Here is a 16561-nt window from a genome sequence, read left to right on the forward strand (position 1 = left end):
CGAGGCCTGCTTGCCGGCCCAGCGCCTGTGGCGAGCAGGCTGCGCGGTCAGCGGCCCGTGTGCCCGACTGCCTTATGCTGCCGATCCCGATGAAATCGCCAGGTCTCAGCAACATCCGCCTCAGCCTGAACACGCGCCTGAGCGCCGCCGTGGCCGCGGTGGTGCTGGCCGCGACCTTCGCGATCGCCACCGTCGCATTGCACCTCGTGAAGGCCAGCATGGAGGCGTCGATCGCCAGCGAGGAGCTCGCGCGGGTCACCGCCATTGCCGAGGCGGTCGACCAGAAATTCTCCGGTCGGCGCAACGTGCTGAAGACCCTGGCCGACAGCGTGAAATCGCAGGAGGTTGCGGACGCCGCGCCGCTGCAGGGCCTGCTGGAAAAACACCAATCGCTGCGCGAGGCCTTCGACAACGTTGCCCTCATCGATCTCGACGGCGAGATCGTCGCCAACCTGAACGGGGTGCAGCAGCTTGGCCGCGCGAATGTCCGCGACCGTTCGTACTTCGCGGACACGGTCTCCAGCGGCGCCGGGGTGATCTCGCCACCGTACCGCAACCGGATCAACGGCCTGGCGCAGGTGGCCATCACGGAGCCGGTGCAGGACGCAGCCGGGCGCCTGCGCTACGTGATCTGGGGCTCCATCAACCTGAAGGAAAGGAACATCCTGGGGGAGCTGGCCAACATCAAGTTCGGCGAAACGGGCTACCTCTTCATGCTCTCCGCGGACGGCATCGTGATCGACCATCCTCGGCCGGAGCTGGTGTTGAATCGCGCCGGCTCCGATGGGGTCGCGGACATCGAGATCCAGCGCGCCATCACAGGCTTCGAAGGCACGAGCGAGGGGCTGGACCACGACGGGACGCACGCCCTCTACGCCTTCAAGCGCCTGCGGCAGGCCGGCTGGATCCTCGGCGCGGTATATCCGCGCAAGGAGGCCTTCGCACAGGTCGATGCCATCGAGCGCGTGGCCTGGGCAGGCGCCTTCGTGCTGGCCCTGCTGGCGGGCGCCGCCGCACTGGCTTTGGTGCGAAGCCAGCTCCAGCCGCTGTCGCAACTGCACCGGCGCATGTTGGATGCCCAGGCCGCGCCGGAGGAAGCCGCTGCGCCGAGCACCTATGCGCACGACGAGATCGGCGACCTGTGGCGCACCTTCGACGAACTGATGCAGCAGCGACGGGCCAGCGAGAAGTTCCTGCGGGACATCACGGACAACCTGCCGGCCATGGTGTCGCACGCAGACGCGCAAGGCCGCTACACCTTCGTGAATGCACGCCTGTGCGAGCAACTGGGCCGCAGCGCAGCGGATCTGCTGGGCCGGCCCGTGCGCGAGGCGGTCGGCGCCGAGCAGAGTGCCATCCCCGAGCGCTACCTGCGGCGCGTGCTGGCCGGCGAACCGGTGACCTTCGAACGCCGCGGCTCCATCCGTGGCGGCGAGGCTCCCCGCTTCTTCCAGACCGAGCTGATCCCCGACCGAGACCGGGCGGGGGAAGTCCGCGGCTACTACGCGATGACCTCCGAGGTGACGGAGCGCAAGCGCATCGAACTCAGCCTGGCGCACAGCGAGGCGCAGGTCCGCACCATCGCCGACAACATCCCGGCGCTGGTCTCGCACGTCGACGCCTCGCTGCGCTACACCTTCGTCAATGCGAAGGTCAGGGCGCTGCACCACGACGATGCGATGGTCGGCAAGTCGATGCCCGAGCTGCGCGGCGCGGCCGACTTCGCAAAGGTCGAGCCCTACTACCGGCGTGCGCTCGCGGGAGAGACGGTGATCGTCGAGAAAGCCGGCGATGAGATGCTCGGGGTCGGCCACCGGACCTACAAGGGCCACTACATCCCCGACCAGGACGACGTCGGCATGGTGCAGGGCGTATTCGCCATGACCTTCGACATCACCGAGGAGGTCAACATCCGCAAGGCCCTCAGCGAGCAGGAGAAGCGGCTGCGCGACGTCACCGACAGCATTCCCGCCCTGGTGGGGTATTTCGACCGCGAGCAGAACTGCCTCTATGGCAACAGCCGGGCGCGGCAGATGGCCGGTCTGGCCGACGGCCCGCTCGATGGCGTGACCTTGCGTTCGGCGGTCGGCGAGGCGGTGTACGCGCAGCACGCACCCTTTCTTCCGAAGGTGCTGGCGGGAGAAGCAGCGCGCTTTCCGATCGAGGCGCCGCTGCACGGCCAGGCCGGCCATTACCAGGTGAACATGATTCCGGACAAGGACCTGCAGGGGCGGGTGCTCGGCTTCTACGTGATGACCTTCAACATTACCGCGTTGAAGGAGGCGGAGCTGCGCCAGGCCGAGAGCGAGATGCGCCTGCGCACCATCACCGACAACCTGCCGGCGCTGATCACCTACATCGACCGCGAGCAGAAGATCACCTTTGCGAACGCCACTTACCGCGAGTGGCTGGGGCTCGACCCGGCGGAGCTGCTGGGGCGCCATATCCGCGACGTCGCGGGGGTCGAGCTGTACGAATCCCGCAAGTCGATGATCGAGCGCGCGCTGGCCGGCGAGCGCGTGGAGTTCGAGGCGGCGACCAAGAGCGGCGACTTCGACCGCGTGACCCGCGTCATCTACGTGCCCGACATCGGCCTCGATGGCGCGACGCACGGCATCTTCTCGCTCAGCCTGGACATCACGGGGCTGAAGGCGGTGGAGCGCAGGCTGATCGAACTGGCGCGGCTGGACACCCTCACGGGCCTGCCGAACCGCCTGGCCTTCAACGAGATGCTCCCGGAGGCCCTCGCGCGGGCCGCCGGCACCGGAGGTGCGCTCGGCCTGATGTTCCTCGACATCGACCATTTCAAGCGCATCAACGACACGCTCGGCCATGCCACCGGCGACGGCGTGCTGGTTGAATTCGCCCGCCGCTTGCAAGCCGCCGTGCGAAGCACCGACATCGTGGCGCGGCTGGCCGGCGACGAGTTCGTGATCGTGCTCGAGAACCTGGACGGCCAGGAGGAGGCCGCGACCGTGGCCGGCAAGATCGTCGCTTGCGTGGGCGCACCCGCCTTCCGCATCGATGGCCGGCAGCTGGAGATCACGACCAGCATCGGCGTCGCCTTCCATGTGCCCTCCGATCGCGCGGTCACGCCGTCCGAGCTGCTGGAGCGCGCCGATGGCGCGCTTTACGCGGCGAAGGCGGCGGGACGCAACACCCACGCCTTCGCCCCGGCGTGAGTACTTTCGTTGTGAAGACACAAGTCCTCATCGTGTGGGGCCCGCAGCTGTGCTGAAATCGCTGCGGGGAGCCCTGGAGTTCCCGGAAAAAAACCGAACAAGAGGTCAAAGCCATGTCGTCTGCGGAAGTCGTCACGCCCGAGCAGTTGTCGAAGGAACTCGAGGCCCAGAGCCGCATGCCGATCATGCGCATCGGCGAGGCCCTGGTCTCGCTGGGCATGGTGACGGAAGGGCAGCTGGAGGCCGCGCTGGCGCAGCAGCAGTTCGACCGCAGCGTGCCGCTGGGCGAGACGCTGGTGCGCATGGGCGTGGTGAGCCGCGCCCAGCTGCAGCTTGCGCTGGTGCGCAAGATGGGCTACCCGCTGGTCAATCTGCAGCTGTACCCGCCCGCGGCCGACGCCCTGCGCAAAATCAACCATGGGGTCGCACGGCGCCTGCAGGTCATGCCGCTGATGATCCACGACGGCCGCCTCGTGGTCGCGCTCGACGACCCGGCCGGCCGGCATGCGGCGATCGACGAAGTGGAGTTCATCGCCCAGATGAAGGTGGTGCCGGTGATCGGCCAATCCCGCGATCTGGACGAGGTGCTGCAGAAGGCCTACGAGAAGATCGGCGCACAGGCGGAGGCACGCCCGGCGGCGGCCGACCCGATGAGCATCGACTTCGACCTCGCCGGCACCAGCGAACTGCTGGAGACCCTCGAGAAGGAAGTCCGCCCGCCGGTCGACGAGGACGCGCCGATCGAGCAATCGGACAACTCGCTGGTCCGGATGATCAACAGCATGATCCTGGAAGCGCACCGAGAGGGCGTGTCGGACATCCACATCGAGAGCTACCCCGGGCGCGAGAAAACCCGCATCCGCTTTCGCCGCGACGGGCGGCTCTACACCTACCTGGAGCTGCCGCCCAGCTACCGCAACGCGATCGTCGCGCGCGTGAAGATCATGTGCGACCTCGACATCAGCGAGAAGCGCAAGCCTCAGGACGGCAAGATCAACTTCGCCAAGTTCTCGCCCCAGCACCGCATCGAGCTGCGCGTGGCGACCGTCCCGACCACCGGCGGGCTGGAAGACGTGGTGATGCGCATCCTGGCGTCGGCCAAGCCCATCGCGCTGGATGCGCTGGGGCTGTCCGGGCGCAATCTGAGCCGGCTCAAGGAGGCCATCGAGCGACCCTATGGCATGGTGCTGTGCGTGGGGCCGACCGGTTCGGGCAAGACCACGACGCTGCATTCGGCGCTCATGCACATCAACACGCCCGAGCGCAAGATCTGGACCGCGGAAGACCCCATCGAAATCACCCAGCCGGGTCTGCGCCAGGTGCAGGTCAACCCTCGCATCGACTGGACCTTCGCCAAGGCGCTGCGCGCCTTCGTGCGTGCGGACCCGGACGTGATTATGGTCGGCGAGATCCGCGACGAGGAGACCGCGAAGATGGCAATCGAGGCCTCGTTGACCGGCCATCTCGTGCTGTCCACCCTGCACACCAACAGCGCCCCCGAGACCGTGACGCGGCTGCTCGACATGGGCATGGACCCCTTCAATTTCGCGGACTCGCTGCTGGCCGTGCTGGCGCAGCGGCTGGTGCGCCGCCTCTGCACCCACTGCATCAGCAGCCGTCCGCTGACGGCGGAAGAGACCGACGAGCTGGTGTCCGACTACCTGCATGCCTTCGCGGTGAAGGCCTCGCCGGCCGATCGCGAAGGGGTGGTCGCTTCGTGGCAACGCCGCCATGCGCGCGACGGACGGCTCATGAGCTTTTCGAGCGCCGGCTGCAAGCATTGCAAGGACACCGGGTTCAGGGGGCGCGTGGGGATCCACGAGCTGATGACGATGTCCAAGGAGCTGCGCCACCTCGTGCAAGGCGGCGCCCGCGCCGAAGAGATCAAGCAAGCCGCGCTGCGCGAGGGCATGCGCACGCTGCGCCAGGACGGCATCGCCAAGGTGCTCGCCGGAGAGACCACGATCGAGGAAGTGCGCGCGACCAGCAACACCTGAGCCGCGCGTCGGGCCGGGGCCGGCCCGCCCGGTAAAATATGGCCCCGGCGCTGCCGCCCCCCAGCGCCATTTTCATCCCGGGGCCATGTAGAGGAACACCATGTACAAAAACCTCGCAGCCGCGCTCGCGGCCGCCTGTTTTTTCCTATTGCCATCCATTTCTCGATCCGCCGCGCAGGCGGAGCCGCTCAAGATCGGCTTCGTGTACGTCGCGCCCATCACCGATGCCGGCTGGGTGCGCCAGCACGAGGAGGGCCGCAAGGCCGTCGAGGCGGCACTTGCCGGCAAGGTGAAGACCACGTTCGTCGAGAACGTGCCGGAGGGTCCCGATGCCGAGCGCGTGATCCGTGACCTGGCACAGCAGGGCAACAAGCTGATCTTCACGCCCAGCTTCGGCTACATGGAGCCCACGCTCAAGGTGGCGCGCGACTTCCCCGACGTGAAGTTCGAATCGATCACCGGCTACAAGCCGGCGCCCAATGTGGCGACCGCGAACGCCCGCTATTACCAGGGCCGCTACCTGGCCGGCATCGCGGCCGGACGCATGAGCAAGACCCATGTCGCCGGCTACGTGGCCGGGTTCCCGATTCCCGAGGTGCTGCAGGGCATCAATGCCTTCACGCTGGGCATGCGTTCCGTCGACCCCAAGGCGCAGGTCAAGGTGGTGTGGCTGGACGCCTGGTTCGATCCGCCGCGGGAGCGCGACGCGGCGATGACACTGTTCAATCAGGACGTCGACGTGATCGCCTTCCACACCGGCTCCACCGCCGTGATGGCCGCGGCGCAGGAGCGCGGCAAACTGGCCGTGGCCTACCACTCCGACATGCGCAAGGTCGCGCCCGATGCGCAGATCGTCGCCGTCACCCACCAATGGGGCGGCTACTACACGCAGCGCGCGAAGGCGGTGCTCGACGGCAGCTGGAAGCCGGTCAGCATCTGGGGCGGCGTGAAGGAAGGGATGGTCCGCGTCGGCGACTTCGGCACGAAGGTTCCCAAAGCCGTGCAGGAGGAGGTGCTGGCGCGCCAGCAGGACATCGCCAGCGGCAAGCTGCAGGTCTTCCGGGCGGCCGAGGACGTGCGCGACAACGAAGGCAAGGTCGTCATCGCCAAGGGCACGGGGCTGCGCGACGACCAGATCCTGATGATGAACTGGCTGGTCGAGGGCGTGCAGGGCCACATCGCGCGCTGAGCCGCCGGCATCCGAGAGGCGATGCGGCCCGCCTCAATGCACGAAGCCGCGCTCGCGGTGGAAGTACGCCGCCTCGGGGTCCAGCTTCTTCACCGGCACCGCCGGCGAGCCCGCATAGACCGCGTACGACTCGACGTGCGACTTGTTGAGCACCGAGCCGGCGCCCAGCATCGAGCGGTCGGGCAGGGCGGCGCCGCCGAGCACCGTCACCCGCGTCCCCACCAGGCAGTAGGCGCCGATGCGGATCGGCTTGCAGTCCTGCCGGTTCTCCAGCACGTTGATGCCATGCGTGATCAATTGCGAGTGGTAGCCGGCGATGGTGGTGAAGGCGCCGATGTCGACGCGGTCGGTGCAGTCGATGATGTGCTGCTTGGTGACGGCCGCATGCTGGCCCAGCGAGAAGGTCGGGTCGCGGTCGCTGCGGTGCTTGAAATGAGCGCCCGCCGGCGGATGGCCGGTGATCCAGTTCGAGCGGTCGATGACCGAATGCGCACCGCACTCGAGCCGGCCCAGGTGGATGGCCACGTTGAAGTGGCCGATGTAGGCCCCTTCGCCCATCACGAGCTGCCCCGGGAAGACGTAGGAGAGCCCGATGCGCGCGCCGTCGGCGATCTGGTAGCCCCAGAAGCGGCGCAGCACCGCGCGCTTCAGCGGCCAGGGCAGGAACACCACCAGCAGCCCGAGCAGCCGCTTCACCCGCGCGACCTCCGCTCGTCGAGCACGCGGCGGTAGCTCGCCACGTAGTTGGAGGCCATGCTCTGCGCCGTGTACTGCTTGGCGTTCTCGATGCCCAGGCGCCGCATCTCCTCGAAGCGCGGCGCAGCGTCCTCGATGGCGGCGGCCATGGCTTGCGGATCGTTGGGGTCCACGTAGACAGCGCCTTCGCCGCCGATCTCGTTCATCGGCGCCAGATTGGAGGTGAAAACCGGGCAACCGCAGGCCTGGGCCTCGATCACCGGCCAGCCGAAGCCCTCCTGCAGCGAAGGAAAGAGCAGGGCAGTCGCGCTCGCGTAGAGCGCACGCAGCTCCTCGTGCGACACCCCCTGCACCGTCTTGATCCGATCGGCCACGCCGTGCTTGCGCGCCAGCTCGGCCACCTCCGGCACCAGCTCCGGGCCGACGAACAGCAGCTGCTGGACCGGCGCCGGCCGTCCGCCCGCCGCCGCGCGCTCCTGCAGGGCAATGAAGGTCTCCACCACCTTGCTGCGGTTCTTGCGCGCCAGGTCCCATCCGACGTGGATCAGGAACTTGTCCTCGGCCGAAATGCCGAAGCGCCGGATCAGCGCCTGCGCCTCCTCGGGGGGAACCGGCCGGAAATCGTCGTTCAGCCCGTTGAGCACCACGGTGACCCGCGGCTCCTCGGCCAGGCCCAGCGACAGCAGCTCGCGCCGGGTCAGGTGCGAGACGCAGGCCACCAGGTCGGCCGCCCCCAGCCCCTTGACGATCAGCCGCTGGAAGAGGCGACCGGTCCAGCCCACGTTCCAGCCGTCCACCATGCCCTTGGCGGCCTGGACGGCGATCACATCGTGGCAGGTGATCACATTGGGTTTCGAGCGGACCCACGGGATGTACATGCCGTTGGAGTGGTCCGTCACGTGCACCACGTCGGCCCAGCGCACGTGCCGCGCCATCGACGGAATGAAGAGGATGAACTTGTCCACGTAACCCAGCCACTTCCAAAGGCGCGAGGAGGTGGGGACCCGCAGCACCCGCCGCGGCGGCGTCAGCACCCGCAGCTCGCAGCCGACGTGGGGAAGTTCCTGTTCCAGGATGCGCTTGAAGGCCAGCATGCTGGTCTGGCCGTCGGGGACGTAGTTCCCTATGAGGAGCACTTTCATGTTGGACATGCGCGGCGGTCTGCGTCGCGTGGAGTCATCGCTGTTCCTATCGGGTTTGAAGGAGGAATTATGTTCTAGCGGGAGGGGCTCCCCACGCCGTGGAGGACGGAAACCGGGGCTGTCATATAGCCTCCATACGCGCTCGTACATTCCGTACCGGCGTCGCTGCCTTACCCTCCCAGCCCATGCAAGCCTACCGTGCCTCCCTTTTGCGATTCGATGCCGCCGGCCAGCCTGTCTTCGACGAGGACGGCCTGCTGGTCGTCGGCCCGGACAGCGGCGGGCGGCAGCGGGTGCTGGACGCCGGCGCCTTCGGTGGTGTCGCGGCCCGCCATCCGGGCGTCGCCGTCACGCACTGGCCTGGCCGCATCATTGCCCCGGGCTTCGTGGACATGCACATCCACTTCCCGCAGACCGACATCATCGGCGCGCCCTCCGAAGGCCTGCTGCCCTGGCTCGAGAACTACACCTTTCCCGCCGAGAGCCGCTTCGCCGACCCGGCCCATGCGGCCGAGGTGGCGGAGGTCTTCTTCGACGAGCTGCTGCGCAACGGCGTCACCACCTCCCTGACCTTCGCGACCTCGCATCCGGCGTCGGTGCAGGCCTTCTTCGAGGCGGCGCAGCGCCGCTGTTTGCGCATGATCACCGGGAAGGTACTGCAGGACCGTCATTCGCCAGACGGTGTACGCGACCAGACTGAACAGAGCCTGAGCGACACCGAATCGCTGATCCGCCGCTGGCACGGCGTGGACCGCCTGGGTTACGCGATCACCCCGCGCTTCGCGCCGACCAGCACCGACGCGCAGCTGCGCGGCGCGGGCGAGCTGGCCGCGAAGTACCCGGACACCTGGATCCATTCCCACGTGGCCGAGAACAAGGACGAAGTGAAGTGGGCGCGCGAGCTGTTCCCCGGTGCTCGCTCCTACCTCGATGTCTATCGGAGCTTCGGCCTCATGCGCGAGCGTGCCGTCTATGCGCACTGCATCCATTTCGACGATGACGACCGCCGGCTGATGCGCGAGACCGGCACCGCCGCGGCCGTGAGCCCGACCAGCAACCTGTTCCTGGGCAGCGGCTTCTTCGATTTCGAAGGGGCCGACCGCATCGGCTGCGCCTACGGTTTGGCCAGCGACGTGGGCGGCGGTACCAGCTTCAGTCCCTTCTCGACCATGCTGGCTGCCTACTATGTCGGCCGCGAGGGCCAGACCAAGCCCGGCCTGAGCATCGCCCCCTCTCAGCTGTGGTGGCGCCACACCGGCGGCGCCGCGCGCGCGCTGGGCCTCGAGGGCACCATCGGCAACCTGCAGCCGGGCTGCGAGGCCGACTTCCTGGTGCTCGATCCCGGGGCCACGCCACTGCTCGCGCGCAAGACGGCGCGGGCGGACAGCCTCGAAGAACTGCTGTTCACGATGATCGTGCTGGGGGATGACCGGCTGGTGGAGCAGACGGTGGTGTCCCAGGCGCTGCAGAAAGCGGGTTGAAACGGGCGCGAAGAAGGCAAGGATGTCGTCTTCTTTTCGCCCCTTCTTGAGACCTTCGCGCCCTTCGCGTACGGCGTCCGCTTTCCATGCCATGCCACAATCGCGCGACCCCAGCAGTACGAGCGCATATGAGCATCAAGAGCGACAAGTGGATCCGGCGCATGGCCGAGAAGAACGGCATGATCGATCCCTTCGAACCGGGCCAGATCCGCGAGCAGGACGGCCACCGCATCATCAGCTACGGCACCTCGAGCTACGGCTACGACATCCGCTGCGCCCCCGAGTTCAAGGTCTTCACCAACATTCACAGCACGGTGGTCGACCCGAAGAACTTCGACGAGAAAAGCTTCGTCGACTTCCACGGCGACTCCTGCATCATCCCGCCCAACAGCTTCGCGCTGGCGCGCACGGTCGAGTATTTCCGCATCCCCCGCAATGTGCTGACCATCTGCCTGGGCAAGAGCACCTACGCGCGCTGCGGGATCATCGTCAACGTCACGCCCTTCGAGCCCGAGTGGGAAGGCTACGTGACGCTGGAGTTCAGCAACACCACCCCGCTGCCCGCCAAGATCTACGCCGGCGAGGGCTGCGCCCAGGTGCTCTTCTTCGAGAGCGACGAGGTCTGCGAGACGAGCTACAAGGACCGGGGCGGCAAGTACCAGGGCCAGCGCGGCGTGACCCTGCCCAAGGCATAGGCCACTTCGCGGCGCTGTCCTGCACGCGCTTGCGCCTGGCGGCGCGTGCGGGTCCGGAGGGTCAGCGCAAGGATGTCCAGCCATGGTCGTGCTCCAGGACCGGGCGCCTACGATCGGGAGCGGAGCCGTCGCGCGGCGGCAAGGAGATACGTCATGAGATGGGAAGGCAACGAACAATCGGACAACGTCGAGGACCGCCGCGACGGCGGCGGGGGCTTCGGCGGCCTGCCGATCGGTGGGCGCAGTATCGGGCTGGGCACGGTCGCGGTGGCCGTGATCGCGGGGTGGATCTTCGGCATCAACCCGCTCACCTTGCTGGGGCTGATGAGCGGCGGCGAACCCCCGGCCCAGGTGCAGCAGCAGGGCCCGGCGCACAAGCCGCCTGCCAACGACCGCGAGGCCGCCTTCGTGTCGACCGTGCTGCGCAACACCGAGGTGGTGTGGAGCGACGTCTTCCGCCAGAACGGCGGCAGCTACACGCCGCCCCGCCTGGTGCTGTTCCGAGGCGCGACGCCCACTGCCTGCGGCACCGGCCAGTCGGCCATGGGGCCCTTCTACTGCCCCGGCGACAAGAAGGTCTACATCGATCTGGGCTTCTACGACACCCTCAAGAACCAGCTCGGCGCGCCCGGCGAGTTCGCGCAGGCTTACGTGATCGCGCATGAGGTCGGCCACCATGTGCAGGATGAACTGGGCATCACCGGCAAGGTCGACCAGATGCGCGCTCGGCTCGGCCAGGCGCAGAACAACGCGCTGAGCGTGCGCGTCGAACTGCAGGCCGACTGCTTCGCCGGCGTGTGGGCGCACCATTCGCAGGAGTCCAAGCAGTGGCTGGACCCCGGTGACATCGAGGCAGCCATGAACGCGGCGCAGAAGATCGGCGACGACGCCCTGCAGCGCTCGGCCGGCCGGGCCGTGGTGCCCGACAGCTTCACCCATGGCACCAGCGCTCAGCGCCAGCGCTGGTTCGGCACCGGCTACAAGAGCGGCAAGGTCCAGGACTGCGATACCTTCGCTGCGCGCGGCCTCTGATCCGGCCCTGCTCTGTTGCTACTGAAAACATAGCAAAACAACCAGTCACCGCACTGTCATCCTCGTTTTTTGCCGCAGTGCGACAATAGAAGGTTCATGACCAGTTCCTTCTCCAATCTATCCCTGGCCGAGCCCCTGATGCGCGCGGTGGCCGAAATGGGCTACGAGTCCATGACTCCGATCCAGGCGCAGGCCATCCCGGTGGTGCTCGCAGGCCAGGACGTGATGGGCGCCGCACAGACCGGCACAGGCAAGACAGCGGCCTTCTCGCTGCCACTCCTGCAGCGCATGCTCAAGCACGAGAACAGCTCGACATCGCCGGCACGCCACCCCGTGCGTGCGCTGGTGCTGCTGCCCACGCGCGAGCTCGCCGACCAGGTGGCGCAGCAGGTCAAGCTCTATGCCAAGCACACCAGCTTGCGCAGCACCGTGGTGTTCGGCGGCATCGACATGAAGCCGCAGACGGTGGAGCTCAAGAAGGGCGTCGAGATCCTGGTGGCCACGCCGGGCCGGTTGCTGGACCACATCGAGGCCAAGAATGCGGTGCTCAACCAGGTCGAGTACGTGGTGCTCGACGAAGCCGACCGCATGCTCGACATCGGCTTCCTGCCCGACCTGCAGCGTATCCTCTCGTACCTGCCGAAGCAGCGCACCACGCTGCTGTTCTCGGCCACCTTCTCGCCCGAGATCAAGCGCCTGGCCAGCAGCTATCTGCAGAATCCGGTCACCATCGAAGTGGCGCGGCCGAACGAGACGGCTTCCACGGTCGAGCAGCATTTCTACAGCGTCAGCGACGACGACAAGCGCCGCGCGCTGAAGCAGATCCTGAGGCAGCGCGGCCTCAAGCAGGCCTTCGTTTTCGTCAATAGCAAGCTGGGCTGTGCGCGCCTTGCGCGCTCGCTCGAGCGCGAAGGGCTCAACACCACGGCACTTCATGGTGACAAGAGCCAGGACGAGCGCCTGAAGTCGCTGGCTGCCTTCAAGGCCGGTGAGGTCGACCTGCTGGTGGCCACCGACGTGGCGGCCCGCGGCCTCGACATCAAGGACGTGCCGGCCGTCTTCAACTTCGACATCCCCTTCAACGCCGAGGACTACGTGCACCGCATCGGTCGCACCGGCCGCGCCGGCGCCTCGGGCCTGGCGGTGAGCTTCGCCAGCGGCGGCAACGACGTTCGGCTGGTGGCCGACATCGAGAAGCTGATCAAGAGGAAGATCGAGCTGGAGCCGGTCGAGTTCGAGGAAGACCGTCCGCGCGGCCGCATCAACGACGGCCGCCGCCACTGGCGCGACGAGGGCGAGGCCGGCGACGCGCGCGACGTGCTCGACCAGCCGCGCGAGCGCAACGGCGAAGCCCGCTTCGGGCGCAGCACGCGGCCGCACCGCGCACCCGCGGCGCCGCGCGACCCCTTCTTCGAGAAGCCGTATGAAAGCCCGGAGCGCGAGGCCGCGCCCTCCTGGGAGGCCGCCGCCAAGGCCACGCCCGCGCGCGGCATCTCGAACAACATCAAGAGCAAGCGCAAGGTCCCGGCGCTGTTCAAGTCAACGGAGGCGCAGCCGAACTGAGCCGGTCGCTCAGCCGGGTTTCTGCGCCTGCGCGCAGCGCACCTGGATCAGCTCGCGATCCGCGGTCGTAGCGCCCATGCGTACCGCGCTCAGGCAACCGCCCCAGACGCAGCCCGTGTCGGCCGAGATCAGGTCGGTCCGCGAGACCCAGCCCAGTGTCGACCAGTGGCCGCAGGCGATGGTGACGCCAGCCGTGCGCCGCCCCGGCACATCGAACCACGGCATGTAGCCCTCCGGCGCGGCGGACGCGCCGTCCTTGGTCTCGAACTCCATCACGCCCTCAGCGCTGCAGAAGCGCAGCCGGGTCAGCGCATTGACGATGACGCGCAGCCGTGCGCTGCCGCTCAGCGAGTCGTTCCATCGCGCGGGCTCGTTGCCATACATGGTCTGCAGAAATTCGGTCCAGCCGGGGCCGCGCAGCACCGATTCGAGTTGAGCTGCCAGCGCCAACGTGTCCCCCAGGCTCCATTGGGGCAGCACGCCTGCGTGCACCATCAGCAACTCGCCATCGGCGAGCTCGCGGTGCAAGGCCATCGGCTGCCGGCGTAGCCAGTCGATCAGGGCCTCGCGGTCGGGCGCGGCCAGCACCTCGGCCAGGGTGTCCTTGCGTCCTGGCTTGCGCGCGCCCTGGGCCACTCCCAGCAGGTGCAGGTCGTGGTTGCCCAGCACGCTCTGCGCGGCGCCGTCCAGGCGCTGCACGCGGCGCAGCACGGCCAGCGAGTCGGGTCCGCGGTTGACCAGGTCCCCCAGCAGCACCAGCTGATCGCGGCTGGGGGAGAAAGCGATGTCGTCGAGCAGGCGCGCCAGGGGCTGGTCGCAGCCCTGCACATCGCCGATCAGGTAGAGTGCCATGGGTTCCCATTCTCCCCTTCCTCCATGGATGTCTTTCTGCTGGCCTTGCTGACCACGCTCAACGCGGCGTTCGCAATGTCCGAAATGGCCCTTTCCACCAGCCGCCGGGCCCGTTTGGCCGCGCTGGCCGAAACGGGGGACGCCGGGGCCGCCGCCGCGCTGGAGCTGATGGAGGCGCCCACCCAGTTCCTTTCGACCGTTCAGATCGGCATCACGTCCATCGGCATGCTGAGCGGCATCGTCGGCGAGGCCGCTTTCGCGGCGCCGCTTGCCGCGTGGATGGAGAAGGCGGGGCTCGGCCCAGGCACGGCCAGTGTCGCGTCCACCGCGGTGGTCGTGACCTGCATCACCTTCTTCACCATCATCTTCGGCGAGCTGGTGCCCAAGCGCATCGGCCAGCTCTATCCCGAGCCCGTGGCGCGCTACGTGGCGCGCCCGATGCACATGCTCGCTGCGGCCGCCAAGCCTTTCGTGCTGCTGCTGTCGGGTGCCACGGCCGCCATCCTCAAGCTGCTGCGCATCGACCTGAATGCGGCCCGCGTGGTGACCGAGGAGGAAATCTCGGCCAGCCTGGAGGAAGGTGTCGACGCCGGCGTGATCGAAATGCACGAGCACCAGATGGTGCGCAACGTGTTCCACCTCGACGACCGGCGGCTCAGTTCGCTGATGGTGCCGCGCGCCGACATCGACTGGCTGGAGGCCTCCGACACGGTCGAGCAGGCCCTGCGGAAGGTGTCGGGCGACGCGGTGCGCGACAACGTCCACTCCTGGTATCCGGTGTGCCGGGGCTCGCTGGACGACGTGGTGGGCACCATCAGCGTGGCCAGGCTGCTGGCGCTGGGCCTTGCGAATCCCGGCACCATCGAAGAAGCGGCGCAGCCCGCGATCTTCGTGCCCGAGACCCTGACCGGCATGGAGCTGCTCGAGCAGTTCCGTGCGCGCGCCGCGCGCCTGGTGTTCGTGGTCGACGAGTACGGCGTGGTGCAGGGGCTGATGACGCCGGGCGACCTGCTCGAAGCCATCACCGGCGAGCTGCAGACGGCCACCCAGGCCGACGCGTGGGCCCATCGGCGCCCGGACGGCGAGTGGGAGCTCGACGGGCTGATGCCGGCGGCCGAGCTGCGTGCGCGCCTGGGCATCCGCGAGCTGCCCGACGAGGACCGCGGCCGCTACAACACGGTCGCGGGGCTGCTGATCTTCGTGGCCGGCCACCTGCCCGAAGTGGACGAGGAGATCGATTGCGCGGACTGGCGCTTCCGCATCGTGGCCCTCGACGGCAAGCGCATCGACCGCGTGCAGGCCCGTTCGATCACCGCGGCTTCCCACGGCGCCACGGCCTGAGCCCGGAGCCGAGCTGACGAAGGCAAGAGGGCGTAAGGCCTAGGACCGCCTAGGCGCGCCAGAGCCGTGTGGAAGGGCCTCGCGGTCTACCGTTACTCGAAGCGTTCGATCAGTGGGGGCGCGGATGCCCAGCGCGCCAAGTCCAGGGCGGCACCGAATTGCGATCGGCCCAGAGGCCGGCACGTCGGGCTTTGGCGTCGGACTCAGCGAATGCGTACTGCCCGCGCTCGGTGGGGCTCTGCTCGCCGGCGTAGGCGCGCGACCACCAGGCCATGCCGGCGTTGAGCATCGCGAGCCCGGCGTCCAGCGTCTTGGCGCAGTGCGCCTCGGTGCAGGAGTCGGGCGCCACGCGCACGCGGCACACGAGGCGATGGTAGCGGTCCTCATCCTCCTGGCAGTCCAGCCGCGCCGTCTTGCGGTAGGTGATCTGCGACAGCGCCTGCTTGGCGCGCCGGCCGAAGGGCTGGCTGAGTTCCGGCGCGTCGATGGCATGCAGTCGCACGGTGAGCTGGCGAAAGGCGCCGGCGTCGCCGCAGCGAAGCTTGAGGGTGTCGCCGTCGCTGATGGCGACGACCAGGCAGAAGAGGGCGGCGGAAAGCATGAAGCGAAAGCGGGCCATGGTACCGCCTGCTCCAAAAGCCGCTTTGGCAAGTAACTATTTGTGTGATCCAATCGGCGGCGGAGTAGAGGAACCGTCGAGGACATCCATGAAAAGACTGCTGAGTATCTTCTGCATCGCCGCCCTGGCGGCCGGCTGCGCCACCCGCCCCAACCAGGGCCCCGGTTCCGGTTCCGGGGCCGACTACGTCCCCGCCGTGCAGGCGCCCGCCAACGATCCGGCGGCCTACGAGAGCGACCTGGCCCGGTGCCGCGCCTCGGCCGCCAGCATTCCCTTCCGCGCCAGCCAGCATGATGATGCGCTCGTCGTGCTCGACACCGGCGTGGTCGGCGCAGGCTGGATGGCCGGCATCTCGACGCTGGGCGGCGCCGCGGTGGTCGGCGGCCTCTATGCATTCAACAAGGCTGTCTACACCCCCGAGCGCCGCGTCTGGCACGCCAGGCAGGAAACCTCCATGGTCAACTGCCTGGCTCAGAAGGGCTACGTCAACACCGACCCCAGCGTGCGCGTGACCTGGGTGCCGCCGGGCCAGCGCTCCGCGGAGCCCGCCCTGCGCAGCACCGGACGCGACACCTACAGCGCCGAGCAGTTCGCCAAGGCCAGGCGCTGCAGCGTGCTGCCGATGGCTGCGCTGGTCGAGAAGGGCCCCGGCTACGAGCGCCACAGCATTCCATGCGCGAACGGCCAGACGATGGCAGTGCGCTGCGAGTTTGGGAACTGCCGGGCGGGGTAAGGCTCAACGCTTCGGCTGGGCGCGGAAGTTCGCCCCGTT

The 16561-nt window shown here is 68.1% G+C and carries 13 protein-coding genes; 9 read left to right on the forward strand and 4 right to left on the reverse strand.

The annotated features are described in order from the left end of the window. Positions 1 to 89 precede the first annotated feature (89 nt). The 3 genes from J2739_RS14030 (at position 90) to J2739_RS14040 (ending at position 6368) form a co-directional block, all read left to right on the forward strand. The gene (locus J2739_RS14030; RefSeq protein WP_309902607.1) at positions 90 to 3182 is read left to right on the forward strand and encodes a sensor domain-containing diguanylate cyclase; all 3093 of its coding nucleotides are present in this window, start codon (positions 90 to 92) and stop codon (positions 3180 to 3182) included. Between the two features lie 113 nt (positions 3183 to 3295). Beyond that, the gene (locus J2739_RS14035; protein WP_309902609.1) at positions 3296 to 5179 is read left to right on the forward strand and encodes a GspE/PulE family protein; all 1884 of its coding nucleotides are present in this window, start codon (positions 3296 to 3298) and stop codon (positions 5177 to 5179) included. Positions 5180 to 5279: 100 nt separating this feature from the next. Next, on the forward strand, positions 5280 to 6368 hold the full coding sequence (locus J2739_RS14040; RefSeq protein WP_309902611.1) for a BMP family ABC transporter substrate-binding protein: 1089 nt from the start codon (positions 5280 to 5282) through the stop codon (positions 6366 to 6368). A gap of 33 nt (positions 6369 to 6401) precedes the next feature. Here J2739_RS14040 and J2739_RS14045 read toward each other — a convergent pair whose 3' ends face one another. Together J2739_RS14045 and J2739_RS14050 are read right to left on the reverse strand one after the other, a co-directional pair. Next, the gene (locus J2739_RS14045; protein ID WP_309902612.1) at positions 6402 to 7064 is read right to left on the reverse strand and encodes an acyltransferase; all 663 of its coding nucleotides are present in this window, start codon (positions 7062 to 7064) and stop codon (positions 6402 to 6404) included. Further along, on the reverse strand, positions 7061 to 8215 hold the full coding sequence (locus J2739_RS14050) for a glycosyltransferase family 4 protein (protein WP_309902614.1): 1155 nt from the start codon (positions 8213 to 8215) through the stop codon (positions 7061 to 7063). The genes J2739_RS14045 and J2739_RS14050 overlap by 4 nt, the downstream gene beginning before the upstream one ends. Positions 8216 to 8391: 176 nt before the next feature. On the opposite strand from J2739_RS14050, the gene guaD reads away from it, so the two are divergent. The 4 genes from guaD to J2739_RS14070 all read left to right on the forward strand — a co-directional run bounded on the left by guaD (position 8392) and on the right by J2739_RS14070 (position 12977). Continuing rightward, positions 8392 to 9687, forward strand: a complete 1296-nt coding sequence (gene guaD, locus J2739_RS14055; protein ID WP_309902616.1) for a guanine deaminase — start codon at positions 8392 to 8394, stop codon at positions 9685 to 9687. Positions 9688 to 9815: 128 nt separating this feature from the next. Beyond that, positions 9816 to 10382, forward strand: a complete 567-nt coding sequence (gene dcd, locus J2739_RS14060) for a dCTP deaminase (protein WP_309902618.1) — start codon at positions 9816 to 9818, stop codon at positions 10380 to 10382. A gap of 153 nt (positions 10383 to 10535) precedes the next feature. Continuing rightward, positions 10536 to 11414, forward strand: coding sequence for a KPN_02809 family neutral zinc metallopeptidase (gene ypfJ / locus J2739_RS14065; protein WP_309902620.1), 879 nt, complete (start codon positions 10536 to 10538; stop codon positions 11412 to 11414). A 96-nt stretch (positions 11415 to 11510) separates the two neighbouring features. Next, positions 11511 to 12977 (forward strand): DEAD/DEAH box helicase, encoded by a 1467-nt coding sequence (locus J2739_RS14070; protein ID WP_309902622.1) that lies wholly within the window; start codon positions 11511 to 11513, stop codon positions 12975 to 12977. Between the two features lie 9 nt (positions 12978 to 12986). Here J2739_RS14070 and J2739_RS14075 read toward each other — a convergent pair whose 3' ends face one another. After that, positions 12987 to 13829 carry a symmetrical bis(5'-nucleosyl)-tetraphosphatase gene (locus tag J2739_RS14075; RefSeq protein WP_309902623.1) on the reverse strand — a complete coding sequence of 281 codons (843 nt, stop codon included), beginning with the start codon at positions 13827 to 13829 and terminating at the stop codon, positions 12987 to 12989. A gap of 24 nt (positions 13830 to 13853) precedes the next feature. Between J2739_RS14075 and J2739_RS14080 the strand changes: the two genes are divergently transcribed. Continuing rightward, a complete protein-coding gene (locus J2739_RS14080; RefSeq protein WP_309902625.1) occupies positions 13854 to 15170 on the forward strand; it encodes a hemolysin family protein in 1317 nt (438 codons plus the stop codon). Positions 15171 to 15279: 109 nt separating this feature from the next. Here J2739_RS14080 and J2739_RS14085 read toward each other — a convergent pair whose 3' ends face one another. Then, a complete protein-coding gene (locus tag J2739_RS14085) occupies positions 15280 to 15789 on the reverse strand; it encodes a thermonuclease family protein (RefSeq protein WP_309902627.1) in 510 nt (169 codons plus the stop codon). 88 nt (positions 15790 to 15877) lie between these two features. Here J2739_RS14085 and J2739_RS14090 point away from each other — a divergent pair, with 88 nt between their 5' ends. Beyond that, positions 15878 to 16522, forward strand: a complete 645-nt coding sequence (locus tag J2739_RS14090) for a hypothetical protein (RefSeq protein ID WP_309902629.1) — start codon at positions 15878 to 15880, stop codon at positions 16520 to 16522. The last annotated feature ends 39 nt before the right edge of the window (positions 16523 to 16561 follow it).

The sequence above is a fragment of the Variovorax soli genome, assembly GCF_031454625.1.
In the GTDB taxonomy this organism is placed as follows: domain Bacteria; phylum Pseudomonadota; class Gammaproteobacteria; order Burkholderiales; family Burkholderiaceae_C; genus Variovorax; species Variovorax soli_A.